The sequence below is a fragment of the Leifsonia sp. TF02-11 genome, assembly GCF_017565305.1.
GTDB lineage: Bacteria > Actinomycetota > Actinomycetes > Actinomycetales > Microbacteriaceae > Leifsonia.
This window is the reverse complement of record NZ_JAGEKP010000024.1, coordinates 135,473-158,887: the sequence shown is the minus strand read 5'-3', so window position 1 is coordinate 158,887 and position 23,415 is coordinate 135,473. Positions and strand designations below refer to the sequence as shown.

General features: G+C 69.6%; 24 protein-coding genes. 19 read left to right on the top strand and 5 right to left on the bottom strand.

Annotation, left to right across the window (positions count from 1 at the left end; all coding sequences use genetic code 11):
* Positions 1-3 precede the first annotated feature (3 nt).
* Positions 4-300 carry a DUF2277 domain-containing protein gene (locus JNB50_RS21710; protein WP_208042214.1) on the bottom strand — a complete coding sequence of 99 codons (297 nt, stop codon included), beginning with the start codon at positions 298-300 and terminating at the stop codon, positions 4-6.
* 100 nt (positions 301-400) lie between these two features.
* Here JNB50_RS21710 and JNB50_RS25640 point away from each other — a divergent pair, with 100 nt between their 5' ends.
* The 5 genes from JNB50_RS25640 (at position 401) to JNB50_RS21690 (ending at position 4,242) form a co-directional block, all read left to right on the top strand.
* Positions 401-529, top strand: coding sequence for a hypothetical protein (locus tag JNB50_RS25640; protein ID WP_279555367.1), 129 nt, complete (start codon positions 401-403; stop codon positions 527-529).
* A 91-nt stretch (positions 530-620) separates the two neighbouring features.
* Complete coding sequence (locus JNB50_RS21705) at positions 621-1,628, top strand: helix-turn-helix domain-containing protein (protein WP_208042213.1); 1,008 nt, start codon at positions 621-623, stop codon at positions 1,626-1,628.
* A gap of 42 nt (positions 1,629-1,670) precedes the next feature.
* On the top strand, positions 1,671-2,528 hold the full coding sequence (locus JNB50_RS21700; RefSeq protein ID WP_208042212.1) for a carboxylesterase: 858 nt from the start codon (positions 1,671-1,673) through the stop codon (positions 2,526-2,528).
* Between the two features lie 47 nt (positions 2,529-2,575).
* Positions 2,576-3,394, top strand: a complete 819-nt coding sequence (locus JNB50_RS21695) for an alpha/beta fold hydrolase (RefSeq protein WP_208042211.1) — start codon at positions 2,576-2,578, stop codon at positions 3,392-3,394.
* Positions 3,395-3,468: 74 nt separating this feature from the next.
* Positions 3,469-4,242, top strand: coding sequence for a hypothetical protein (locus JNB50_RS21690; protein ID WP_208042210.1), 774 nt, complete (start codon positions 3,469-3,471; stop codon positions 4,240-4,242).
* Between the two features lie 6 nt (positions 4,243-4,248).
* On the opposite strand, the gene JNB50_RS21685 is transcribed toward JNB50_RS21690, so the two are convergent.
* Complete coding sequence (locus tag JNB50_RS21685) at positions 4,249-4,965, bottom strand: hypothetical protein (protein ID WP_208042209.1); 717 nt, start codon at positions 4,963-4,965, stop codon at positions 4,249-4,251.
* Between the two features lie 140 nt (positions 4,966-5,105).
* Between JNB50_RS21685 and JNB50_RS21680 the strand changes: the two genes are divergently transcribed.
* The 3 genes from JNB50_RS21680 to JNB50_RS21670 are packed head-to-tail and all read left to right on the top strand — an operon-like array spanning position 5,106 to position 8,265.
* Complete coding sequence (locus JNB50_RS21680; RefSeq protein ID WP_208042208.1) at positions 5,106-5,993, top strand: DUF5996 family protein; 888 nt, start codon at positions 5,106-5,108, stop codon at positions 5,991-5,993.
* Positions 5,990-6,673 carry a hypothetical protein gene (locus JNB50_RS21675; RefSeq protein WP_208042207.1) on the top strand — a complete coding sequence of 228 codons (684 nt, stop codon included), beginning with the start codon at positions 5,990-5,992 and terminating at the stop codon, positions 6,671-6,673. Before JNB50_RS21680 ends, JNB50_RS21675 begins: the two co-directional genes overlap by 4 nt.
* Positions 6,670-8,265, top strand: a complete 1,596-nt coding sequence (locus JNB50_RS21670; RefSeq protein ID WP_208042206.1) for an MFS transporter — start codon at positions 6,670-6,672, stop codon at positions 8,263-8,265. Before JNB50_RS21675 ends, JNB50_RS21670 begins: the two co-directional genes overlap by 4 nt.
* Before the next feature lie 12 nt (positions 8,266-8,277).
* On the opposite strand, the gene JNB50_RS21665 is transcribed toward JNB50_RS21670, so the two are convergent.
* Positions 8,278-8,724: a MarR family winged helix-turn-helix transcriptional regulator gene (locus tag JNB50_RS21665; RefSeq protein WP_208042205.1), complete on the bottom strand. Its 447-nt coding sequence runs from the start codon at positions 8,722-8,724 to the stop codon at positions 8,278-8,280.
* A gap of 62 nt (positions 8,725-8,786) precedes the next feature.
* On the opposite strand from JNB50_RS21665, the gene JNB50_RS21660 reads away from it, so the two are divergent.
* The 7 genes from JNB50_RS21660 (at position 8,787) to JNB50_RS21630 (ending at position 15,299) form a co-directional block, all read left to right on the top strand.
* Positions 8,787-9,155: a VOC family protein gene (locus JNB50_RS21660; protein ID WP_208042204.1), complete on the top strand. Its 369-nt coding sequence runs from the start codon at positions 8,787-8,789 to the stop codon at positions 9,153-9,155.
* A gap of 46 nt (positions 9,156-9,201) precedes the next feature.
* Positions 9,202-10,845, top strand: a complete 1,644-nt coding sequence (locus JNB50_RS21655; RefSeq protein ID WP_208042203.1) for an adenosylhomocysteinase — start codon at positions 9,202-9,204, stop codon at positions 10,843-10,845.
* Positions 10,842-12,170, top strand: a complete 1,329-nt coding sequence (locus JNB50_RS21650; protein WP_208042202.1) for an amidohydrolase family protein — start codon at positions 10,842-10,844, stop codon at positions 12,168-12,170. The genes JNB50_RS21655 and JNB50_RS21650 overlap by 4 nt, the downstream gene beginning before the upstream one ends.
* Positions 12,167-12,679, top strand: a complete 513-nt coding sequence (locus JNB50_RS21645; protein WP_208042201.1) for a cupin domain-containing protein — start codon at positions 12,167-12,169, stop codon at positions 12,677-12,679. Before JNB50_RS21650 ends, JNB50_RS21645 begins: the two co-directional genes overlap by 4 nt.
* Positions 12,680-12,755: 76 nt before the next feature.
* Positions 12,756-13,604, top strand: a complete 849-nt coding sequence (locus JNB50_RS21640; RefSeq protein WP_208042200.1) for an ABC transporter substrate-binding protein — start codon at positions 12,756-12,758, stop codon at positions 13,602-13,604.
* A gap of 37 nt (positions 13,605-13,641) precedes the next feature.
* Complete coding sequence (locus JNB50_RS21635) at positions 13,642-14,526, top strand: amino acid ABC transporter permease (protein WP_307794834.1); 885 nt, start codon at positions 13,642-13,644, stop codon at positions 14,524-14,526.
* A complete protein-coding gene (locus JNB50_RS21630) occupies positions 14,523-15,299 on the top strand; it encodes an amino acid ABC transporter ATP-binding protein (RefSeq protein ID WP_208042199.1) in 777 nt (258 codons plus the stop codon). The genes JNB50_RS21635 and JNB50_RS21630 overlap by 4 nt, the downstream gene beginning before the upstream one ends.
* Positions 15,300-15,356: 57 nt before the next feature.
* Here JNB50_RS21630 and JNB50_RS21625 read toward each other — a convergent pair whose 3' ends face one another.
* The gene (locus JNB50_RS21625) at positions 15,357-18,005 is read right to left on the bottom strand and encodes a right-handed parallel beta-helix repeat-containing protein (protein ID WP_243768798.1); all 2,649 of its coding nucleotides are present in this window, start codon (positions 18,003-18,005) and stop codon (positions 15,357-15,359) included.
* Between the two features lie 93 nt (positions 18,006-18,098).
* Positions 18,099-19,109 (bottom strand): aldo/keto reductase, encoded by a 1,011-nt coding sequence (locus tag JNB50_RS21620; RefSeq protein ID WP_208042198.1) that lies wholly within the window; start codon positions 19,107-19,109, stop codon positions 18,099-18,101.
* 76 nt (positions 19,110-19,185) lie between these two features.
* On the opposite strand from JNB50_RS21620, the gene JNB50_RS21615 reads away from it, so the two are divergent.
* From JNB50_RS21615 to JNB50_RS21600, 4 genes are all read left to right on the top strand, one after another.
* Positions 19,186-20,202 (top strand): zinc-binding dehydrogenase, encoded by a 1,017-nt coding sequence (locus JNB50_RS21615; protein WP_208042197.1) that lies wholly within the window; start codon positions 19,186-19,188, stop codon positions 20,200-20,202.
* Between the two features lie 8 nt (positions 20,203-20,210).
* Positions 20,211-20,972 (top strand): SDR family oxidoreductase, encoded by a 762-nt coding sequence (locus tag JNB50_RS21610; RefSeq protein ID WP_307794842.1) that lies wholly within the window; start codon positions 20,211-20,213, stop codon positions 20,970-20,972.
* Positions 20,973-21,098: 126 nt separating this feature from the next.
* Positions 21,099-22,472, top strand: a complete 1,374-nt coding sequence (locus JNB50_RS21605; RefSeq protein WP_208042196.1) for an ABC transporter substrate-binding protein — start codon at positions 21,099-21,101, stop codon at positions 22,470-22,472.
* A 1-nt stretch (position 22,473) separates the two neighbouring features.
* Positions 22,474-23,415: a carbohydrate ABC transporter permease gene (locus JNB50_RS21600; protein ID WP_208042195.1), complete on the top strand. Its 942-nt coding sequence runs from the start codon at positions 22,474-22,476 to the stop codon at positions 23,413-23,415.

Sequence of the window (23,415 nt, the reverse complement as noted above, 5' to 3'; positions counted from 1 at the left end):
GGGTCACACCGCCATCGTGCGGATGCGCACCTCCCGCTCCATCCGCTTCTCGTGGCGTTCGCGACCCTTGATCGCCTCCAGCTCGCGGCTCTTCGGGGGAGCGTTCGTGACCAGCTGGTCGAGCATCCGGCGGGTGGCCTGGGCGATCTCGTCGATCGCCTGGTCGAAGGCCGCGGCGTTCGCCCGGGAGGGACGGGTCGAGCCGCTGACCTTGCGGACGAACTGCAGGGCGGCTTCACGCACCTCGTCGTCGGTCGTCGGCGGTTCGAAGTTGTGGAGGCAGCGGATGTTCCGGCACATGCCGTGACGATACTCCGATCACGGACCGCGCTGTGCGAGTTCTCAGGAACCATGGCGCAGGATGTCTTGGTTACCCGCACCACGAATAGGAACCACCCCCATGAGCTCGCTTCGCGACCACATCGAGCGCACCCTCCGCGACACCGAAACCGACATCGCCGCCGAGACCGTCCCCGTCAGCACCGGTTCGTTCAGCACCGGCTCTTTCGGCGTTCCGCAGGGTCGCTAGCCCGGCGCGGCGCCGCCGCCCGTCCCGATCGAGAGGGGCGTCCGCAGGGCGGATCTTGACACCCGCCCCATCCGGGCCCTAGACAGAGCGCGTGGCGGTGTTCACCCTCGACGAGGTCCCGGCGGCCGACCGCGCCGCCGTGCTGGAGGATGCGTTCCGCAGCTACGCGCTTCCACTCCGGCTGCGACTGTCCCGTGCCGAGCGTCTCCGGGCCGAGTTCGATCGCGTGGTCGGTGATTTCGGCGTCGTGGAGTCGTTCCGCGTGGACGGCGCGACAGGTCACGTCGTGCGCGACGTCAGCACCAGGGACAGTGCGATCCCGGAGCTCGTGACCGTGCACCTCGAACGCTCCGGTCACGTGCAGCTGGAGCAGGACGGCCGGCGCGCGGCACCCCGGCCGGGCGATCTCGTCATCAGCACGACGGCCTCCCCGTTCACGACCTACCAGGACCGCGTCGGCGCGCAGCGGACGATCACCATCGCCGCCGCCGACGTCGGGGTCGGCTGGAACCGGCTCCGCGGGGTCACCGCCCGCGTGCTCAGCGCGCGCGATCCTCGCATCCGGATCGCGTCGCACTACCTGGATGAGACGGCCCGCACGGCGCTCGAGCATCCCGATGCCGTCGCGGCCCTCGGGCGGGCGACCCTCGAAATCGTCAAGGTCGTCCTCGGCGTCGTGCTCGACGACGAGAACGGGCTCCGCTCGGCCGCGGCGCTCACGCTCGGCGAGCGCGTGGTGTGCTTCATCGACCTCAACCTCGCCGATCCCGGGCTGGACGCGGCGACCGTGGCACGCGCCCACGACATCTCCGTGCGCTACCTCTACGTCGTGCTCGCGCAGCAGGGCATCGGCCTGGGCGACTACATCCGTGCGAACCGGATCCGGCGGGCCCAGCGGATGCTGGCCGACCCGGCACTGGCCGGGCTCGCGATCAGCACCATCGCGCAGCGTTGCGGCTTCACCGACCACTCGGCGTTCTCGCGGACCTTCCGCGGGGTGACCGGAACGAGCCCGCGCGAGTGGCGCGAGGAGCGCGTGCACGAATCCGCCAGACCGGTGCACGCACAGCACACGACACCCCGCGACACCACGACCTAACCTTCGTCGAGAGGCGGCCGCCGGGCCGCAGGAGAGGCCACCATGACCGATATCACCGAGGCTGAGCTGGACCAGATCGAGCGCGCGAACGCGACGGGCCGCCCTGTCGTCGTCTTCGTGCACGGGCTGTGGCTGCTCTCCAGCAGTTGGGATCCCTGGCGCGAGCTCTTCGAGCAGAACGGCTACGCGACCATCGCCCCCGGGTGGCCGGACGACCCGCCGAGCGTCGATGAGGCGCGCGAGCATCCCGAGGTGTTCGCCAAGAAGATGGTGCAGCAGGTCACCGACCACTACCTGGCCGCGATGTCGCGGCTGACCGCGAAACCGGCGGTCATCGGCCACTCGTTCGGCGGGCTGATCGCCCAGAAGATCGCCGGAGAGGGCGCGTCCGCGGCCACCGTGGCGATCGACAACGCGCCGTTCCGGGGCGTGCTGCCGCTGCCGGCGTCGTCGATCAAGTCGGCCTTCCCGGTGCTCGGCAACCCGGCGAACCGCGGCCGTGCTGTCGCCCTGACCTTCGAGCAGTTCCAGTACGGCTGGGCCAACAACCTGGACGAGGAGGAGGCCCGCAGACTGTACGAGACGTACCATGTGCCCGCCGCCGGGGCTCCGCTGTTCCAGGCGGTCGTCGCGAACTTCAACCCGTTCTCGAACAACGAGATCACGGCGGACACGAAGAACCCGGGCCGCGGCCCCCTGCTGATCATCGCCGGCGCGGAGGACCACACCGTGCCGCTCGCGATCACCCGGTCGACCTTCCACTTGCAGGAGAAGAACCCCGGCGTCACCGAGATCGTCGAGATCGAAGGGCGCGGGCACTCCCTCACGATCGACCACGGCTGGCGCGATGTGGCCCAGCCTGCGCTGGACTTCATCCGGCGCTTCCTGCCCGCCGACTGACCGACACGACCACACAACAGAACGATCACCACACAGGGAGAGACGCCATGCCGCACTTCACCACCTCCGACGGAACCGAGCTCTACTACACCGACCAGGGCTCCGGCCGTCCGGTCCTGTTCTCGCACGGCTGGCCGCTGAGCTCGGACGCCTGGCAGGTCGAGCTGAAGGTTTTCGCCGACGCCGGATACCGCGTGATCGCCCACGACCGCCGTGGCCACGGCCGGTCGTCGCAGACGTACACCGGCAACGACATGAGCACGTACGCGAGCGACCTCGCGCAGCTCGTCGACCACCTCGACCTCCGCGACCTCGTCGTGGTCGGGCACTCGACGGGTGGCGGCGAGGTCGTCCGGTACGCGGCGCAGCACGGCGCCGGCCGGGTGCGCGCGGTCGTCACGGCCGGTGCGGTGCCTCCGCTGATGCTCAAGACCGACGCGAACCCCGAGGGCACCCCGATCGAGGCCTTCGACGGCATCCGCGCCAACGTGCTGCACGACCGGTCGCAGTTCTGGAAGGACTTGGCTCTGCCGTTCTTCGGCTTCAACCGCGACGGGGCGCCCGTCTCGCAGGGCCTCATCGACGACTTCTGGCGCCAGGGGATGCTGGTCAACCTCGCCGCTGCCTACGACTGCGTGAAAGCGTTCAGCGAGACCGACCAGACCGCCGACCTCCAGGCGCTGGACGTGCCGATCTTCATCGCGCACGGCGACGACGACCAGATCGTCCCGATCGCAGCAGCGGCGGAGAAGTCCATCGAGCTGGTGAAGGACGGAACGCTCAAGGTCTACCCCGGCGCGCCGCACGGGATCTACGGCGCCTACCAGGAGGAGCTCGACAAGGACATCCTTGCGTTCATCGGGTGACTGAGCGGTGAGCCCTGTTCCGGTGATCGAGCTCACTCTGGCGCGGCCACGCATCGTGGGAACAGAATGCGGCCATGTTGATCAATACCCCGCGGTTTCCGCCGCCCGTGGTGCGGAGTCCGGTCCTCCTCCGCGCTCGTGTCTACGCTCTGGAGGACCTCTCGGCAGACGAGGTGACGCGCATTCTCGGCGCGGCGTTCGACGTCATTGCGTTGGGCTGGGCAGCAGTGTCGCCCGACTTCGTCACCAATCGAAACCTTGCTGCCTCGTTGCGGGAGGAGACTCCGTGGGCTGACTACGCCCTGGGCGGTGAACCCGGGCGTGACCTCAGTGGCGCGCTGAAGCGGGTGCGAAGGACCATCGTGAACGTCGCCTCCGTCGGCTACGGGAGCCCGCTTCAAGCTTTCACAGCCCCCGTCGGCTTGGCCCTCAGTGTGGGGAAGGGCATCGCCTCGCTGATCAACGAGCTCTTGAACGGGGCGGCCGAGCGAAGGAGTAAGGACGCTGAAACCGAAGGCCGGGTGCTCAGCAACACCGTCCTGGACGCAACGACCGACGTGAGCGTCGACATGCGCTACGAGCAGCTGGCTGCGATGGAGCTCGAAAATGATCTGCAGCGGGAAGAGCTGCGTCGCGCTCGCATCGACAACGAGCGGCGACAATTCGAACTCGCCCGTGACGTGCTCGCGCTGCAGGAGCGGCTCAATCCCGATCACCGTTGGACACCCGATGAAGCCGTCCGAATCCTCAACAACGTCCGCGTGCTGGAGAGCGTGGAGCTCGCGGCAGGCCTCAAACTCGACGTGTCGGTCGGCGATGCGATCGACGCCGCGGACGACGCTCGGTAGAGAGAACTATGGCATCACCCAGACTTGGATTTCGGTGATCGATGCTGACACGGGGCCGTTGTTCGGGCTCGGATCCAGCGGTGGGACGTAGCTCTTGACTGTGAACTTCACCGACGTCGTCTCGCCCGTCGGCGTCAGAGGCTGCACGAACCGGAACGGGCTCGTAGTGTCGAGTGACGGCAGCGAGCTCGTCTTCGAGCCGGTGTCGGTCGTTATTGTGATCGCACCGACGGATCCGTTCTCGAGGAATCCGGAACCATCGGCCGCCACGGCCTGTGAGAGACCACCGTTCGCGTAGCCGTTGACGATACATATCAGTCGGACATCGTGCGCGTGGCCTCGGAACGTCACAGTGATGAAGCGCCCCACGCCGCCGTTCTTCTCTGGGGCGACCCAGGCGGTCGAGAGGCTCCCATCGAACGCGGAAGAGGGCGGATAGACGTAGGTCTTCTTCAATCGCGTGGATGTGTAGGTGAGGTAGCCGCCTTCAGCGTGAATCTGGGAGGGTCCGAGCAGTATCAGGTTGTTTGGTGCGCTGCACGAGGCTGCGTCCGCGGCTTTCATGTCGTTGATCCCTCCGACGATCGCGTTGACGACCAAACTGCCGAAGATCACAACGAAAAAGGTCGTCACCCCAGCGTTGAGCAGCGAAGGCCAAAGCACCCTCGCGCGCCACCTCTTGTGCCGGGCGGCCCGGGCGAGATCTTTCCCCTTCGCGTTCATGGCGGGATTCTCCGCGTCCTCGAGACGTTTGGCCAGGCCACTGTGCCGGGTGTGACGCAACGCGGCCCGCAGCCCGTTTCGGTCGGCCTCCGCACACCGTAATCTGACGGAGCACCTCTTCGTCTCGCGGAAGGACACCGATGCGCACAGAGCTCCCCATCGACGCGTGGCGCGACACCCGCGACACCCTCCACCTGTGGACCCAGGTCGTCGGCAAGATCCGGATGGCGCTGACCCCGCCGGTGAACCACTGGTGGCATGTGACGCTGTACCTGAGCGCCCGCGGGCTGAGCACTGGGCCGATCCCGATTCCCGCGGGCGTCCTCGACATCGAGTTCGACTTCGTCGAGCACCGGCTCGTGCTGCGCACCAGCGACGGCGGGGAGCGCGTCCTTCCGTTCGCCGGGCAGTCGGTCGCGTCGTTCTACGAGGGGACGCTGAAGGCGCTGGGCGAGCTCGGGGTGGAGGTCCAGATCCATCCCGTCCCGAACGAGGTCGAGGTGGCGGTGCCGTTCGCCGACGACGTGGAGCACTGCACCTATGTGCCCGAGCACGCGCACGCGTTCTGGCTGCAGCTGATCGACGCCGACCGGCAGCTGCGCCGGTTCCGGTCGGACTTCACCGGCAAGGTCAGCCCCGTCCACTACTTCTGGGGCGCGATGGACCTCGCCGTCACCCGGTTCTCGGGCCGGGACGCCCCCGCGCACCCCGGCGGCGCGCCCAACTGCCCCGACAGCGTGATGCTCGAGGGGTACTCGCGCGAGCTGAGCAGCGCCGGGTTCTGGCCGGGGGGAGGGACCGAGGGAGCGTATTACTCGTACGCGTACCCGGCTCCGGAGGGATTCTCGGACGCGCCGGTGCCCGCCGGCGCGTACTTCAGCGCGGAGCTCGGCGAGTTCCTGCTGCCGTACGAGACCGTGCGCCGGTCCGCCGATCCCGATGCGCTCGTGCAGGAGTTCCTCCAGGCGACCTACCGCGCGGCCGCCGAGCTCGGCCGCTGGCCGTCGACGGTCGTGGTCGGGTCGTGACGGACCCGCAGCAGCGACCCGGGATCCCGGACGCCCGGGACTCGGCGGCGGCGCTCGGGGATCGGCCCCTGGCGTTCTACAACGCGCTGCTGACCGAGCATTTCGTGCTCGAGTCGGCGCGCGGGATCACCGTGAGCGAGTCGAGCAGCCGGGCCTCGCTCTACCTGATGACGCTCTCCAGCGGGCTGGTGGCGTTCGGTTTCCTCGCGGCCACTCCCTACGCGGGGGTCTTCCTCGGCGTGGTGATCCCGGTCATCGTCATCCTGGGCGTCTTCACCTACGAACGACTCGTGCAGACGTCACTGGAGGACGTCGCCGCCCTCGCGTCCATCCAGCGGATCCGCCGCTACTACGGGGGATTGCTGCCGGGCGCTGACGAGTTCTTCCCCGTCCCGCAGGGGAGTGCGCCCAACGAACTGCTGGAGATCGGGCAGCGCGGGTACCGGCGCGGCGTGTTCTTCACCATCTCGTCGGCGATCGCGATCGTCAACTCGATCGTCGCCGGCGTCGGGATCGCTCTGCTCGTCTACTGGCCGAGCCGGAACCTCGCGATCGCGGTCGTGGTCGGCGTCCTCGGTGCACTGGTCCTGATCGTCCTCCACGGTGCATACCAGGAGTCGCGATACTTCCGGCAGCGTCGGCTGCTGTCCGCCGACCCGACCCCGCCGGCACCACGATGAGTTCCGCGTTCGCGCCGCTCGGCGTCCGGGTCTTCCGGCTGCTCTGGATCGCCGGCCTGGTCAGCAACATCGGCAGCTGGATGCAGACCGTCGGGGCGCAGTGGCTGCTGGTCGAGCAGGGGAGCCCGGCGTCGGTGGTGGCGCTGGTGCAGACCGCTGCCGCCGCCCCCGTGCTGCTGCTCGCGCTCCCGGCGGGGGTGCTCGGCGAGTTCTTCAACCGGCGGACGCTGTTGATCGTGGTGCAGACGGCGCAGTTCCTGATCGTGCTCGGCCTGGCCTGGCTGACCTGGGCGGGCGCGATGACCCCGGCCCTGCTGCTCGCGGTGACGTTCCTGCTCGGTGCCGGCTCCGCGCTCCAACTGCCCGCGTACCAGGCGGTCGTGCCCGACGTGGTGCCAGCGCCGATGATCGCCGACGCCGCCGTGCTGTCCTCCATCGGCGTCAACGTCGCGCGGGCGATCGGCCCCGCGCTGGCGGGCCTCGTGGTCGCGCAGTTGGGGGTGACCGCGGTGTTCGTGGCGAACGCGCTGTCGTTCCTCGTCTTCCTCATCGCGTTGTTCGCCTGGCGCGGGTACACGCCGAAGCGCGGCCGGCCGGAGCGGTTCCTGGACGCGACCCGCGCCGGCCTGCGCTACGTGCGCAACGCGGGCGCGATCCGCGGGCTGTACCTGCGGCTCGCGCTGTTCCTGCTGCCCGCGAACGGCCTGTGGGCGCTGCTGCCGGTGCTGGCGAGCACCGAGCTGCACCTGGATGCGGGAGGCTACGGCCTCCTGCTGGCCTCGCTCGGGGTGGGCTCGGTCGCCGGGGCGTTCCTGCTGCCTCCGTTGCGGGCGCGGTGGAGCACGGGCACGATCGTCGCCGTCGCTTCTGCCGTGTTCGGTGTCTGCATCCTCGTCGTCGCCCTGACCTCTCTGCTCTGGGTGGTGCTGGTCGTGCTGGTGATCGCCGGCTTCGCCTGGATCGGCGTGATCGCGACGATCAACGGGACCGTGCAGTCGTTCCTGCCGGTGTGGGTGCGTACGCGCGGCCTCTCGATCTATCAGCTGGTGCTCTTCGGGTCGACCGCCGTCGGAGCAGCCGCTACCGGTGCCCTGGCGAGCTGGGTGGGTGTCGTCGGCGTGCTGCTCGGCTGCGGGGCACTGCTGGTCGTGCTCGGGATCGTCGGCGCGCTGCGACCCGCGATCGACACCAGGGACAAGGGCAGGGCGATCGTCACGATGCCGCTGACCGACGTGCCGCTCGTGCAGGGGGAGGAGCCGGACGACCTCGCGGCGACGCCGGTGCTGGTGCTGATTCGCTACGCGGTCGCCGCGGAGCGCCGCGACGAGTTCGCGCAGCGGATGGACGCCGTGGGCCGCTCACGACGCCGCACGGGTGCCAGAGACTGGCGGCTCTACACCGACCGCGAGGACCCGGCGGTCCTGGTGGAGGCGTTCCAGGTCGGGTCGTGGAGCGAGCACCTGAGCCAGCACGAGGAGCGCATGACCGAGTACGACCGCCAGCTGCTCGACCGGGCGCGGGCGCTCGCCGACGGGGAGCCCGTCGTCGAGCACCTGCTGGAGGCGGAGGTCGTGCAACCGCGTCGGCGGTGACCGGCTCGGCCGCTACGCGCCGCGCAGCGCCCTGACCATGCTCTGCAGGCTGCGGAACGCGTCCGCCCGCTCTGGCTCGCTCATGCCGGACAGCATCCGCAGCTCCACGGACCGGACGGCGGCCGTCGCCTTCTCGAGGCTCCGCCGGCCGCGGGGCGTGAGCTGCGTGGGCAGCGCCTTGCCCACGGGCGCCTCGGTGGCGCGGGTGACGAAGCCGTCGCGCTCGAGCGCCTGGAGCAGCACGTTCATGGTCTGCCGCGTGACGAACGCGCCGCGCGCGAGCTCCGAGTTGGAGAGGCCGGGGCGCTGGGCGAGTAGCTCGAGGCAGGAGTAGTGCGTCACGCTCATCCCGAGCGGTCGCAGCACCTCCTCCATGGCGGTGCGGAGGGCGCTCGACGCCTCCTTCAGCAGATAGCCCAGCGACGTCTCCAGATCGATGCCCTCAGCGCCTTGACTCATGTCAGTAGTCTGACATAGGTTGATACATGTCAGAAAACTGACACGACACAAGGAGTTCCATCATGTCCGCCACCGGCCCCGACTTCATCTCCCTGCAGGTCCGCGACCTCGACGTCTCGCAGGCGTTCTACGAGACCTACCTCGGCCTCGTCCGCTCACCGGCGGGGCCGCCGCACGCCGTCGTCTTCGACACGGCGCCGATCGCGTTCGCGCTCCGCGACCTCGTCGAGGGCACCGACCTCGACGCCGTGGACCAGCCCGGCATCGGCGTCGCGCTCTGGCTGCACGCCACCGACGTCCAGGCGATCCACGACGCGCTCGTCGCCGACGGCCGCACCATCGTCTCCGCGCCGATCGACGGCCCGTTCGGGCGCACCTTCACCTTCGCCGACCCCGACGGCTACCGGATCACGCTGCACGACAGGGCCTGAACGTGCCCCTCGGCGGGAGGATGCCGCCGACCGATATGCTGATCGCGTGTTCGAGGTGGCGAGCCGGAGCCCCCGGCAGTGGGCGGCGTCCGTCATCCTCGGCTTCGCGGAGACGACGAACCTCTCCATCGCCGGACGGCGCTTCGACGTCCGCGGCGCCGGGCCGAACTCGGAGGCGCTGGTCGCCCTGCTGACGGCGATCGGTGCGCGCAGGGTCGCCGCCGGCGAGACGCCCGACTACCTCTTCGTCAGCGGCGAAGGCGGGACGCCGCTCCTGCCGCGCGACCTCGACGCGCTGGCCCCGGACCCCGACCGGCCGCTCGTGCTCGTGGACGCGACCCCGGACGGCACGGCGGTCGCCGACGACAGCGCGCGGGCCGACCAATTGCGCGCGGGCGTCCGGGCGACCTCCCTCCCGCACGTCGTCGTCGTGCGACTCGACGACACCCGGCACGGCCCGCACGAGAGCGCCGCCGCCGACCGGATCGCCTGGGCGCGGCGGTTCATGCCCGCGTCCGCGCGGCTGGCCGCACAGCTGGCGGAGGACGGCACCGTCCGCGGCGTGCGCATCGGCGTCAGCATGGTGCTTGAGCCGAAGACGGCCGTGCTCGCACTGATGCTCCGCGACGCGGGCGCCGAGGTCGCGGTGTTCTCCCACCCCGACGAGACCGACGACGACGTGGCCGACGCGCTCCGGGAGGCCGGCCTCCGCGTCCACGCCAGGGCCGCCGCGGGGCCCGACGAGCACCGGGCGCTCGCGATGGCGTTCCTCGAGGAGCGCCCGGCCGTGCTCGTCGACGACGGTTCGCACGTGATCCGGCTGGCCCACGAGGCGGCGCCGCGCCTCCTCGACGGCATGATCGGCGCGGCGGAGGAGACCACCAGCGGCCTGCGTCCGCTGCGGGCGATGGCCGCGGAGGGACTCCTGCGCATCCCCGTCGTCGCGGTGAACGACGCGCGCAGCAAGACGCTCTTCGACAACCGCTACGGCACCGGCCAGTCCTGCCTGTTCACGATCCTCGGTCTGACCGGTCTCGACCTCTTCGGCGCTGCCGTCGTCGTCGCGGGCTACGGGCCGGTCGGCGAAGGGGTCGCCCGGCACGCGCGGGCGCTCGGCGCGGCGGTCGTGGTCGCCGAGCCCGACCCGGTGCGCGCGCTGGCGGCGAGCTACGACGGGTTCCGGGTGTCGCGGCTCGTGGAGGCGGTGGCCGCGGCCGACCTGGTGGTGTCCGCGACCGGAGTGCGCGACACGATCGGTCTCGACGTCCTCCGGGCCTGCCCGCCGTCGGCGGTCGTCGCCGTCGCCGGGGGCGTGCCGCAGGAGGTGGCCGTGGACGACGCCCTCGCGGCCGGCGCGACCCGCGAGGTCATCGGCTGGAAGCGCGAGCGGATCGCGTTCCCCGGCGGCACGAGCGTCGAGCTCCTCGACGGCGGCGGCTGCATCAACGTGACAGCCGGAGAGGGCAACCCCATCGAGATCATGGACCTGTCGTTCGCCGTGCAGCTGTCGGCCATCCGCCACCTCGTCGAGACGGCGGGGACCCTCACGCCGGGCGTCCATCCGCTGCCCGCTGCCGCGGACGACGCGGTGGCGGCCCAGGCGCTCGCCGCGGCCGGCCTCCGGATCGACGACGCGGCCGCGCCCGCGGCCCCCGTACCGCTCTGGCCGCGCTTCGGGAGCATCGCATGAGGGGCGACGTCACCGTCTTCTCGGCCGGCCTCGTCGTCCCGATGACGGCGCCGCCGATCCTGCGCGGGGCGGTCGCCGTCGCGGACGGGCGGATCCTGCACGTCGGCGAGCGGCGCTGGGTGATCGACTCGCTGGAGCAGCAGGACGTGCCCTACCTCGAGCACTGGTGGGACGGCGCTCTGCTGCCCGGCCTCGTGAACGCGCACTCCCACCTGCAGTACACCGGCATGGCCGAGGTGGGCGCGGGGCAGTACTCCGGCTTCGACGACTGGGCCGACGCGTTCACGGTCGTCTACGAGCGGCCGCACGACTGGCGGGCCGATGCACTGCTGGGCGCCGACGAGCTGATCCGACACGGCGTCACCGCCGTCGCCGACATCGTCACCGACCGGGAGGCCTCCGACGTCCTCCATGTCGCGGGGCTCCGCGGCATCGCGTTCTGGGAGGTGATGAACTGGGAGACCGCCGAATGGAACGAGCGCGGTCGCGAGCAGGTCATCGCCGATCTGGAGGGTATCCCGGCGACTCCCGGCGCCGGCCTGTCGCCGCACGCCCCCTACTCGCTCGACACCGTTCCGCTCCTCGACATGCCGGACATCGTGCGGCAGCGCGGCCAGCGGCTGCACATCCATCTCGGCGAGTCCGCCTTCGAGGAGGAGCGGCTCGACACCGAGGGCGGCGACACCCACCGCGCCTGGCACTTCGTCGGGGTGCAGAGCTTCCGCGCCCTGCGCTCGCTCGGCTTCGGCACCGGCGCGACGGAGTTCGTGGATCGGCTCGGCGTGCTCGGGCCCGACTGCCACGTCGCCCACGGCGTCTACATGACGGCGAAGGACCGCGCGCTGCTGCGTGCGCGCGGAACGTCCGTCGCGCTCTGCCCGCGCTCCAACGAGGTCATCGGTCTCGCGCCGCCTCCCGTCGCCGCGTACCTGAAGGAGGGGAGCGCGATCGCCGTCGGCACGGACTCCCTGTCGTCCAGCCCCTCGCTCGACCTGATGAGCGACGTCGCCGCGCTGCACCGGATCGCCAGGGAGCAGGGCTACACGCGGCGCGACCTGCACAGCCGGCTGCTGTCCGCCGCCACCCTCGGCGGCGCCCACGCTCTCGGTCTGGACATCGGCCCGGCCCGCATCGGCCACCTCGCCGTCGGCGCACTCGCCGACCTCTCGTTCTTCGACGTGCCGGTCGGCCGGGTGGGCGACACCCTGGCGGAGCTGGTGGAGGCCGGCGCCGGGCGGGTCGCCGCCACGGTCATCGGCGGCGACACGCGCTGGTCGGCCCCGTCGTGGACCGGGCCACGGGTGAACGCGGAGGTGAGCTCATGAGCGAGTCGGTGGAGCCTGTCGAGCCCGTGCAGCCTGTCGCCAGGCGCACGGTCTCCGGCGAACTCATCGAGTGGGTGGTGCCGCCGTCCCGGGCGCTCGCGCTCGGCCTGGAGCCGCACCCCGAGGGCGGCTGGTACCGCCGCACGTGGGCGGCGGACGCCGTCGTCGCCACCGAGCGCGGCGACCGCCCGGCCGCGACCCTGATCTACTTCCTGCTGCCGCCGAGGGAGGCGTCGGCGTGGCACGTCGTCACCTCCGACGAGCTCTGGCTGTGGCACGGCCCCGACACGCTGGCCCTGCAGCTGGGCGGCGACGGCGACGCCCCCGCGGCCGGGGAGGTCCTGACGCTCGGCGCGGACGAAGCAGCGGGCCAGCGCGCTCAAGCGCTCGTGCCGGCGGGTGTGTGGCAGCGCACGCTGCCCTCCGACGGCGAGACCCTGGTCAGCTGCGTCGTCTCGCCGGGGTTCAGCTTCGACGATTTCACCCTGCACGACGTACATAATCCGTAATCGTCGCGCGCGCACGCGACGTTTCCCTCTACCATCGAATGATTTGGTCGCCCGAGACCGTCTGAAAGGTGCTCCCGTGTCCGCAGCCTCCTCCCGCTTCACCCGTGTGCTCGCCGCCGTCGGCGCCGCGGTCGTCGTCGCCGCCCTGGCCGCCTGCAGCTCGACCCCGTCGAGCAGCGGCGCGTCGAGCCACGGCCTGCAGACGCAGACCGCGGGCAAGCTCACGATCGCGACCGGCCAGCCGGCCTACTCGCCGTGGGTCATCGACGACAAGCCGCAGAGCGGCCAAGGCTTCGAGGCCGCCGTCGCCTACGCCGTCGCCGAGAAGCTCGGCTTCGCCAAGAGCGACGTCGTCTGGACCCGCACCACCTTCGACAGCGCCATCGCGCCGGGACCGAAGACTTTCGACCTCAACATCCAGCAGTTCACGATCTCGGCCGACCGCAAGAAGGCCGTCGACTTCTCGTCGCCGTACTACACGACCAGCCAGGCGCTGGTGACCACGAAGTCGTCGCCGGCCGCTTCGGTGACCTCGGTGGAGGGCCTCAAGAAGATCAAGATCGGCGTTGCGACCGCGACCACCACCCTGACGCTCGTGAAGAAGGAGGTCGGGGGCGACAACATCTCCGTCTTCAACTCCAACGACGACGCGGTGCTCGCTCTCAAGACCGGCCAGGTCGACGCGGTCGCGACCGACCTCCCGACCGCCTTCTACCTCTCCGCCTCGCAGATCGACAACGGGGTCGTGAGCGGGCAGTTCGCCGACAACTCGGGCGGCGACCAGTTCGGCATCGTGCTGCCCAAGGACTCGCCGAACACCAAGAAGGTCAGCGAGGCCGTCGATGCGCTCCGCTCGAGCGGCGAGCTCGACGCGATCACCAAGAAGTGGCTGTCGACGACGGTGAACGTCCCGGTCTTCAAGTGATCGGACGCCCTCCCGCCGCGATCGCCGGGGCTCCCGCGTGAGCCGGCGAACGGTTCAGCAGCAGCAGACCAGGCTCGACGGCACGCCGGTGAGCGCGATCGAGCTGGACCGCCGAGCGTTCCGCGCCAAGCAGTCCGGCCGGTCGGTGCTGATCAGTCTCGCGAGCACCATCGTGCTCGCGGTGCTGGTGTGGCTGACCGTGGTGAACACGCCGGGCTGGGCGCTCGTGCAGCAGTCGTTCTTCAACGTGAAGGTCGGCTGGGAGTTCCTCGGCTCGATCCTGCTCGGCCTCTGGCTGAACATCCAGATCCTGTTCTACGCCGCGATCGGCGTCGCGATCTTCGGGACACTGCTCGCGATCGTGCGCACCCTGCGCGGCCCGGTGTTCTTCCCGCTGCGGGTCATCGCGACGGTCTACACCGACCTGTTCCGCGGGATGCCGCTGATCATCGTGCTCTACCTGGTCGGTTTCGGCATCCCGGCGCTCGGCGTCATCCCCCGCATGCCGCCGGAGTTCTGGGGCACGATCGCGCTCATCCTCACCTACTCCGCCTACGTGGCAGAGGTGCTCCGTGCGGGCATGGAGGCCGTGCACCCGTCGCAGCGCCTGGCGGCGCGCTCGCTCGGGCTGTCGCACGCGCAGATGCTCCGCCTGGTCGTCCTGCCGCAGGGTGTCCGCAAGGTGACGCCGGCGCTCGTCAACGACTTCGTCTCGATGCAGAAGGACGTCGGTCTGGTCTCGGTGCTCGGCGCCGTCGACGCGGTGCGAGCCGCCCAGATCGCGTCGGCGGACGCCTACAACTTCACGCCGTACATCGTGGCCGGACTGCTGTTCGTCGCGATCAGCTGGCCGCTCATCCGCCTCACCGACTGGCTGTCGGCGCGGGCGCAGAAGCGCGAACAGATCGGAGGCACGGTGTGACCGCGTCCCAGACCCCCGCACCCGGCGTCCCGGCCTCCGACGTCGTCCTGCGCGTCGAGGGCCTGTACAAGAGCTTCGGCGACACCCCTGTGCTGCGGGGCATCGACCTGGAGGTCGACCGGCACCAGGTCGTCGTCGCGATCGGCGCGAGCGGCTCCGGCAAGTCGACGCTGCTCAAGACGATCAACCTGCTGGAGCAGATCGACGACGGCCGCATCTTCCTCAAGGGCGAGGACATCAGCGATCCGCGCATCGACGTGGACCGCACGCGCGCACGCATCGGCGTGGTCTTCCAGCAGTTCAACCTGTTCCCGCACCTGAGCGTGCTCGACAACGTGACCCTCGCCAGCCGCAAGGTGCACGGCATCCCGCGGGCGGAGGCGGAGGCGACGGCCGTGCAGTGGCTGGAGCGCATCGGCCTGGGCGGGAAGGTCAAGGACTTCCCCGACCGGCTCTCCGGCGGCCAGCAGCAGCGCGTCGCGATCATCCGCGCGATCGTGACCAACCCGGAGCTGCTGCTCCTGGACGAGATCACCAGCGCCCTCGACCCGCTGCTCGTCGGCGAGGTGCTCGACCTGGTGACCGAGCTGAAGGCGGCCGGCTCCACCATCCTGATGACGACGCACGAGATGCACTTCGCGCGCACCGTCGCCGACCACATCATCTTCCTCCACGACGGTGTGCTCCTGGAGCAGGGACCGCCCGAGCAGATCTTCGGCGACCCCCGCGAAGAGGCGACCCGCCAGTACCTGGCGCGGGTGCACAGCGGCTGAGGGCCGCAACCCACGGAACGAGGGCGGTGGGCTCCCGCCCACCGCCCTCGCCTTCGCTCAGCGACCGACGGCCACCGAATCGAACTGGTTGATCGCGGACTGGGTCACGTCGTGCGAGGTCGAGAGTATCCCCGCGTCCTGGGTTGCCGCGGCCGTCGATAGCGTGACCGGGGAGCCGATCGGGACGTAGTTCGCGCCGTCGTACGAGTACGACGCGGTGAACGAGGTCCCCGAGCGGCTCAGCTTCACCCAGATCGGACGGAAGACGTCGATCGCGGCGTGGGCGCTCGAGTCCAGGTAACCGTCGCCGTTGGAGTCCCACTCGAAGTCGACTCCGTTGCGCGCGGTCACCGCGACCACGGCGTAGCCCGCCGAGGTACCGGCCTTGGTCAGGTCGTTGCGCACGACCACCCCGGACTTCGCCCACGCGTTGGCATCGTTCACCGACACCACACGTGCCGACACGCTCGACCCGGAGGCCAGCGAGCCGGCCCGGTAGATCGCCCCGTACTGGTCGTCGTGCTGACCGCCCGCGCCCCACACGTCGGCTCCCGCCGCGGCGATCCCGAAGGTCCCGCCGGTCTGGCCGAAGTACGTGCCGGCCGCCGAGGCGCTCGCGGTCGCGAAGCCCGGCGCCACGGGCGACGACACCGGGCAGCCGGCGAGGCCGAACAGGTTGGCGTTGAGCGCCGTGCGGTACTGCGGCGCGACGCCGGCCGCGCACATCACGTCACGCGCAGCCTGGGGCCAGTTCGCCGCGGACACCTTGACGTTGTTCGCCAGGGTGTTGTTGTGCGCTGCGGCGTTCGGCGCCGAGACGCCTCCGGAGTTGTACCAGTTGTTCTGGATGACGTTGTCACTCGTGTTGTTTCGCAGGCTGTACGCGTTGGTGAACACAAATGAACCGCCCTGCACGACGTTGTTCTCGTACGTCATCGACCGGGACCCCTCGTCGAGGTAGAGCCCGACGCCGGAGATGTTGAACAGGTAGTTCTTGTCGACGACGCTGCCGGGGCTGGCCGACAGGTTGTACAGCGTGCCGCCGTCGGCGAATCGGGCCTTGGTGTTGTGAACCAGGTTGCCCTCCACGCGGTTGTCCTTGAGCGTGGTCGGCGTGGTGTAGAGGGTGTTGTACGTGTAGTAGCCGCGATCGACGTAGTCGTTCGAGCCCCCCGCGTCATTGATGCCCCAGCCGTAGCCGGTGTCGATTCCGTCGTACGGCACGTTGGCGACTTCGTTGTGCAGGATCTGCGCGTTGGTCACGTAGGTGCTGAGGATGCCGCCGTTGTCCTTGTAGTCCACCGAGACCCGGTCGACGGTGTTGTCCTGGATCGTGATGTCCTTGTTGGTCATCCGCGGATCGCTCGGGTGATGGGCGTCGGGGAGGACCCCGCCCACCGAGATGCCGTGGCCGCTGTCCTCCAGGAAGCGGTTGCCCGTCACCTGGATGCTGCTCGCGCCGTAGCCGATCCCGGTCGTCGTCGCGTTGGCGTCGTTGCCGATGCCGAGCGCTGACGACCCGAGATTGGTGAAGGTGTTGCCGGTGAAGGTGATCCGGCTCGCGGCCGAGACCTGAACCGCCCCTGGCTCCTGGTACCAGCTGGTCCGAGCGCGCTCGAACATCTCGCAGCCGCGCGCGCAGCTGGTGAAGGCGTCGGCCGGTCGATAGTCGTAGGCGCCCTTGATGAAGAGCCCGTTCTGCTGGTCGGCGTACCCGTCGGTCGAGGGTTCGAGCCACGATGTCCCGGAGAACTGGAGGCCTTCGAACGAGAGGCCACGCACCGGCTGGTCGTACGTGCCGCCGATGCTGATGAGCGACTGCAGGCGCGGCAGCTCGATGTCGAGCGTGTTCGGATCGACCCCGGCGGCCGGCTTGTAGTAGAGCGTGCCGGCCTGCGGGTCGATGTACCACTGGTTCGTCTGCGTGAGGAACGCCAGAGAGTTGTCGAGATACCACGTCGGCGCGGCGAGCAGCGAGCTCTGCACGGTGTCCCAGCCCCAGGTGTTGTTGTCCCAGGCCGGCTGAGCCATCGTGATCCGGGTGCCGACGATGCTCTGCACGGGCGAGTACCGGTTGGTGAAGTCGCCCAGCGACTCGAACTCGATCCGCCCTTGGTCGGGCAGAGCGGCGAGGGAGGCGAGCGCGGGGTTGTTGATCGTCAGCCCGGTCGGCGTCGGGGTGACGTCGGAGTTGGCCAGCTTGATGGAGGCGCGCGGAGCGATCACCCCGTCCACGTAGAGCTGACGGGTGTCGAGCCCGGCGGGAGTCGGCGCCTGCCAGATTCCTGTGCCGGCGCTCGACGGCGTCCAACCGCCCACGCTCGAGGCTCCGGTGATCTCGGGGTGGGCTCCCGGGGCGGCCGCCCAGTGCACGGTGTTGTCGCCGCCACCGTCTTCTGCAGTGAAGGTGAGCGGCTTCGAGAGGCGGTAGACGCCGTCCGCGAGCTGGACGGTCACGTCGCCGTGCTTGATGGAGGGGCGCAGGACGTGCTGCGCACGTTCGAGGGAGCACGGCATGGCCTGGCTGCAGTGTCCGGCGTCCTTGCCGTCGGGGGCCGCGTAGAAGATGGTCGCCGGCGCCGCTTGTGCGGGAGCGGCGACCAGTGCGGAGACGATGACAGCGCCGGCGCCCAGGATCGCGAGGAGTGCCGGCTTGCGTCCCTTCTTCCTGGCCATCGACCGTCGCGAGACAGACGTCAATGTCATTTCGTTCGCTTTCTGTTGTGGGAGGCGTCGGTGCCCCCAGAACAGGGTTAGCATACGTATTATGTTTACTGCAAGAGACGTGTGATGTTTACCCTAGAACGATCGGTCGGCTGATCGGATTGCAGGGTCGGCGACCAGCCCTCTCGCATCGAGCTCCTCCCACAGGGCCTCCGGGATCTCTGCGCTGTAGCGCTCGACCGTGCTGTGCACGTGCGTGGCCGTCCGCATGCCGGTGACGACGGAGACGACGGCCGGATGCCGCAGCGCGTACTGGATCGCGGCCGCAGGGAGGCCGACTCCGTGCCGGGTGCAGACCTCCGCGATGCGGACGGCGCGCTCGATGACGGAGGGCGGCGCATCGCCGTAGTCGAAGTGCGCCGACGGGTCGACGGCCTCGGAGCTCAGCAGACCCGAGTTGTACACGGCGGCCGCGACCACACCGACACCGCGCTCGGCGGCGAGCGGGAGCAGCTCGTCGAGAGCTGCCGAGTCGAGCAGTGTGAATCGGCCGGCGACCATGACCACGTCCACATCGCAGCGGCGGATGAACTCCGCGAGCATCGGCGCTTGATTCATCCCGGCGCCGATGTTCCGCACCACGCCCTGATCGCGGAGTTCGATCAGGGCGGCGATGCCCGTGGTCGAGGCGGCCTCCCAGTGGTCGTCGGGGTCGTGGAGGTAGGCGATGTCGAGCCGGTCCGTCCCCAACCGGCCGAGCGACGCTTCGACGGAGCGGAGGATGCCGTCGCGGCTGAAGTCCCACACCCGGCGTGTCTGCGCCGGGACGATGAAACCGTCGTCGTCGAGCCGGTCGGCCGTCTCCGGGCTGTCGATGAGCAGTCGGCCGACCTTCGACGAGACCGTGATGGAGTCGCGTGGTGTCGCGGCGAGTGCTGTGCCCAGGCGGCGCTCGGAGAGGCCGAGGCCGTAGTGCGGCGCGGTGTCGAAGTAGCGCAGGCCGTCGTGGAGGGCGGCCGCCACGGCCTCGGCGGAGGCGTCGTCCGTGGTTTCGCGGAAGAGGTTCCCCAGTTGTGCGGCGCCGAATCCGAGCTCGGTGAGGCGGGTCCCGGTGCGCAGCGGCCTGGTCGGAAGCGTGGCGGTCATGGCGAGAGTCTATTCCATTCAGCATACGTATTATGTTTAGATACACGTGAGTCTCTCGAGGAAGGAGCGCCGGGCGATGCTGACGGCGAATTACGTAGGTGACCGGACGATAACGGTCGACGAGCGGGAGCCGCAGGCGCTGCGGCCGGGGGAGGTGCGCATCGCCGTCGCCTACGTCGGCATCTGCGGCACCGACCTCCATGTCTTCCACGGCGACATGGACGGGCGCGTCACGGCTCCGGCCACGATCGGTCACGAGATGTCCGGCACCATCGCGGAGCTCGGTCCCGGGGTCGAGGGGTGGGCGGTCGGAGATCCCGTGACGGTGATGCCGCTGAGCTGGGACGGCACCTGTCCCGCGTGCCGTGCCGGAAACGAGCACATCTGCCAGAACCTCGACTTCATCGGCATCGACAGCCCCGGCGCCCTCCAGGAGAGCTGGAATGTCCCCGCGTCGACGCTCGTGCGGCTTCCGGACGCAGTCTCTCTGAGGGACGCGGCACTGGTGGAACCCGTCGCGGTCGCGGTGCACGACGTGCGGCGGTCGGAGCTGGCGCCCGGCGACAAGGCGGTCGTCATCGGCGCCGGTCCCATCGGGGTGCTCATCGCGACCGTGGCCGAAGCGTTCGGCGCGGAGGTGGTGATCGCCGAGATCGACCCGCGACGCCGTGCGGTCGCCGAGGGGATCGGCCTGCGCACGCTGGACCCGTCGGCGGTCGACCAGGTCGCCTGGGTGGAGGAATGGACAGGCGGCGCGGGCGCCGACGTGGTCTTCGAGGTGTCCGGCTCCGCAGCGGCCGTGCTCGGGGCGACCGCGCTGGCCAAGGTCCGGGGAACGCTCGTCGTCGTTGCGATCCACTCGCAGCCGCGCCCGATCGACCTCCACCGGCTGTTCTGGCGCGAGCTGAGGATCCTGGGCGCGCGCGTTTATCAGCGGCAGGACTTCGAGCGCGCGATCGAACTGGTCGCCGACGGCGCCATCCCGGCTGACCGCCTGATCACCCGGGTGGTGCCGCTGCCTGAGGTCGCGAGCGCCTTCGCCGACCTCGAAGCCGGCCAGGCGATGAAGATCCTCGTGGAGGTCGGCCGGTGAGCGGGCTGGTGAACGGCTTCGACCTGACCGGCCGCCTCGCCGTCGTCACCGGCGCGAAGCGAGGTATCGGGCGGGCGATCGCGGAGGCGCTCGCCGCGGCGGGCGCCGACATCATCGGAGTGTCGGCGACCCTCGATCCGGAATCGTCCGAAGTGGGCGACCGCGTGCGCGCGCTGGGCAGGGGTTTCGAGGGCCATCGCGTCGACTTCGCCGACCGGGCCGCTGTGCTGGAGTTCGGCCGGCGGATCTCCGGCCGGGACAGGCCGGTCGACATCCTCGTCAACAACGCGGGCACGATCCGCCGGGCACCGGCGATCGACCATCCGCTCGAGTGGTTCGACGAGGTCATCGAGGTCGATCTGGCCAGCGGCTTCGTGCTCGCCCAGACGCTCGGCAGACCGATGCTCGAGCGCGGGAGGGGCAGAATCGTCTTCACGGCGTCGCTGCTGTCGTTCCAGGGCGGGATCAACGTGCCAGGCTACGCGGCCGCGAAGTCGGGTGTCGCCGGGCTGGTCCGAGCGCTCTCGAACGAGTGGGCGTCCTCCGGGGTGACGGTGAACGGCATCGCGCCCGGCTATATCGCGACCGACAACACCGAGGCTCTGCGGGATGACCCTGTGCGCTCGCGCGCGATCCTGGACCGCATCCCGGCGGGGCGCTGGGGGGCGGCCGAGGATATCGGCGGAGCCGCCGTCTTCCTCGCGTCCGACGCGGCGGGGTACATCTCCGGCGCCGTGCTGCCGGTCGACGGCGGGTGGCTGGGGCGCTGACCCGGCCGGCCCGATAACAATCGGATCTCGGTGCAACTGCCTCTTGGCAAAGGTAATACGTATCTTCTATAGTCATCATACGTCTCCTCGGAGTCGTCAATGAAGTCGACAAGACAAGGACATCTCATGGTCGGAATCCACACTGTGGTGCACCCGCGTCGCCGGACGGCGCTGGTCGCGACCGCACTCAGCGCCGCGACGGCGCTGCTGGCCCTCGCCGGTTGCAGCACCGGCGGGAGCTCGGCGAACGGGTCGTACGGCTTTCCCGAAGCCGCCCAAGACACCTCCTCGACGATCACCGTCTGGGTGGACGCGGACCGCCAGGCCGCGGCGAAGGCATTCGAGAAGGCGCACCCGGACACCAAGATCAAGGTCGTGACCTACGACGGGTCGGCCAACGGCTCCAACTCGTTCCGGACGAAGATCCAGCTCTTCGACCGGGCGGGCAGCGGCTGGCCGGACGTCGTGTTCTCGAGCCAGAACAACGACGCCTCCTGGGCGAGCCAGAAGACCGACGGCAAGCAGGCGTTCGCCGCCGTGCTCGACAAGGGCCTGGTGCCGAAGGAAACCCTGTCCAACTTCACGCAGGGCGCCCTGAACCCCTGCACCGTCTCCGGTCAGGTCTACTGCCTGCGCAACGACCTGGCGCAGGCCGTGCTCTGGTACAACAAGTCGCTCATGGACCAATTCGGCTACACCGTGCCGACCACGTGGGAGGAGTATCAGGCACTCGGCCAGAAGGTCGCAGCGGAGCACCCCGGCTACATCGTCGGCACGCAGGGAGACGCGTGGACGCCCGAGGTGTTCATGTGGGGCAGCAAGTGCCAGGCCAACGACATCACCGGCCCGACGAGCGTGACGGTCAAGACCGACACGACGGAGTGCAAGCGGGCGGCGACCCTGCTCGACACGCTCCGCAGCGACGGCACCGTTCCGAACGTGAGCGTCTTCACTCCGGAGTTCGTCAAGAACTACACCGGAAAGGTGCTGATGATGCCCGGCCCCGCCTGGTACGCCGGCGCCATCTTCAACAACGCGCAGTCGCTCAACGTGCCGGCCGGGCAGCTCGCGGTCGCCGCTCCGCTCCCGTGGAAGGGCGAGGACAAGGCTGTCACCGGAAACGTCGGTGGAGGCACCTGGTTCATCTCCAGCCACTCGAAGAACCTGAAGGCCGCCGAGCAGTTCGCGGAGTTCGTGACGACCGCCGACGACTACCAGGTGAACGTCGCGCCGGGCTACCCGGCGTACGCGCCCGCCGCCCAGAAGTGGATCGCCAAGCAGGATGCGAGCAAGTACTACGCCACCCCGCTGCAGCCGATCGTCACCGCGGCCTCCCAGGTCTGGGACGGCTGGGGATACGGTCTCTTCAGCCAGGAGGCGGTCTGGGCCAAGACGATGACCCCGGCCATCACCGGAGGAAAGAACATCGCCGACCTCCTGCCGACCTGGCAGCAGGCGATCGAGAACCAGGCCAAGGTCAACGGATACAAGGTGAACTGACATGACCCTCGCTCGTCCGAGCGACCAGCTGACCGCCGGCGCACCCCAGCGCCGGCGGTCGGCGGCACGGGAAGGCCGCGCTCCAGGGCGCACACCGATCGGCTACCTGTTCGTCTCGCTCTACGCTCTGCTCACCCTGGCGTTCGGAATCGCCCCCGCGGTGTACTCGGTCGTCCTCGCCTTCACCCGATCGGACGGAGGCTTCGCCGGCTTCGACAACTTCGTGAAGGTCGTCACCGACTTCCGGTTCTGGCCGGCCGTCGAGCACGTGGTCGCCTACCTCGTGATCTGGCTGATCGGCCTGCTGGTCTTCGTCGTGGCCCTGGCGCTCATCGTGCACGCCCTGCGCGTGCGCTGGGCCAGCACCTCCCTGCGCTTCATCTACTACCTCCCCGGCGCGCTCGCGGGCGCGTCCAGCGTGCTGCTCTGGCTGTTCGTGCTCGACCCGACGGCCAGCCCGGTGAGCGGGCTGCTGCGGGCGATGGGCTTCACGAGCTTCGTCCAGGTCATCCAGCCGGGGAACCTCCCCGTCATCTTCGCGATCATCGCGTTCTGGACGGGCGCCGGCGGCTGGATCGTCATCATGTACGGCGCGTTGAACAACATCAGCACGGAGGTCATCGAGGCCGCGCGCATCGACGGCGCCAACGCCGTGCAGATCGCGTGGAGCATCCAGCTGCCGATGCTGCGCAAGTGGATCGCCTACATGGGCGTGATGTCGCTCGCGGCCGGCACGCAGCTGTTCGTCGAGCCGCAACTGCTCAGCCAGGCCAGCAACGCGATCGTCCCCAACGACTACTCGCTCAACCAGCTCGCGTACCAGTACGCCTTCCAGCAGAACGACTTCAACGGCGCGGCGGCGATCTCGCTCCTGCTGCTCATCGTCGCTCTCCTGCTGTCGTGGGTGTTCGTCACGCGCGGCGGCCTCTTCGAAAGGGAATAG

Excerpts from the sequence above, each read along its gene's own strand:
- JNB50_RS21605 (WP_208042196.1), top strand. The coding sequence starts at position 21,099 with ATGGTCGGAATCCACACTGTGGTGCACCCGCGTCGCCGGACGGCGCTG.
- JNB50_RS25640 (WP_279555367.1), top strand. The coding sequence starts at position 401 with ATGAGCTCGCTTCGCGACCACATCGAGCGCACCCTCCGCGACACCGAA.
- JNB50_RS21665 (WP_208042205.1), bottom strand. The coding sequence starts at position 8,724 with ATGAGTCAAGGCGCTGAGGGCATCGATCTGGAGACGTCGCTGGGCTAT.
- JNB50_RS21645 (WP_208042201.1), top strand. The coding sequence starts at position 12,167 with ATGAGCGAGTCGGTGGAGCCTGTCGAGCCCGTGCAGCCTGTCGCCAGG.
- JNB50_RS21680 (WP_208042208.1), top strand. The coding sequence starts at position 5,106 with ATGCGCACAGAGCTCCCCATCGACGCGTGGCGCGACACCCGCGACACC.
- JNB50_RS21620 (WP_208042198.1), bottom strand. The coding sequence starts at position 19,109 with ATGACCGCCACGCTTCCGACCAGGCCGCTGCGCACCGGGACCCGCCTC.
- JNB50_RS21615 (WP_208042197.1), top strand. The coding sequence starts at position 19,186 with ATGCTGACGGCGAATTACGTAGGTGACCGGACGATAACGGTCGACGAG.
- JNB50_RS21690 (WP_208042210.1), top strand. The coding sequence starts at position 3,469 with ATGTTGATCAATACCCCGCGGTTTCCGCCGCCCGTGGTGCGGAGTCCG.
- JNB50_RS21700 (WP_208042212.1), top strand. The coding sequence starts at position 1,671 with ATGACCGATATCACCGAGGCTGAGCTGGACCAGATCGAGCGCGCGAAC.
- JNB50_RS21695 (WP_208042211.1), top strand. The coding sequence starts at position 2,576 with ATGCCGCACTTCACCACCTCCGACGGAACCGAGCTCTACTACACCGAC.
- JNB50_RS21710 (WP_208042214.1), bottom strand. The coding sequence starts at position 300 with ATGTGCCGGAACATCCGCTGCCTCCACAACTTCGAACCGCCGACGACC.
- JNB50_RS21660 (WP_208042204.1), top strand. The coding sequence starts at position 8,787 with ATGTCCGCCACCGGCCCCGACTTCATCTCCCTGCAGGTCCGCGACCTC.
- JNB50_RS21625 (WP_243768798.1), bottom strand. The coding sequence starts at position 18,005 with ATGACATTGACGTCTGTCTCGCGACGGTCGATGGCCAGGAAGAAGGGA.
- JNB50_RS21670 (WP_208042206.1), top strand. The coding sequence starts at position 6,670 with ATGAGTTCCGCGTTCGCGCCGCTCGGCGTCCGGGTCTTCCGGCTGCTC.
- JNB50_RS21685 (WP_208042209.1), bottom strand. The coding sequence starts at position 4,965 with ATGAACGCGAAGGGGAAAGATCTCGCCCGGGCCGCCCGGCACAAGAGG.
- JNB50_RS21600 (WP_208042195.1), top strand. The coding sequence starts at position 22,474 with ATGACCCTCGCTCGTCCGAGCGACCAGCTGACCGCCGGCGCACCCCAG.
- JNB50_RS21650 (WP_208042202.1), top strand. The coding sequence starts at position 10,842 with ATGAGGGGCGACGTCACCGTCTTCTCGGCCGGCCTCGTCGTCCCGATG.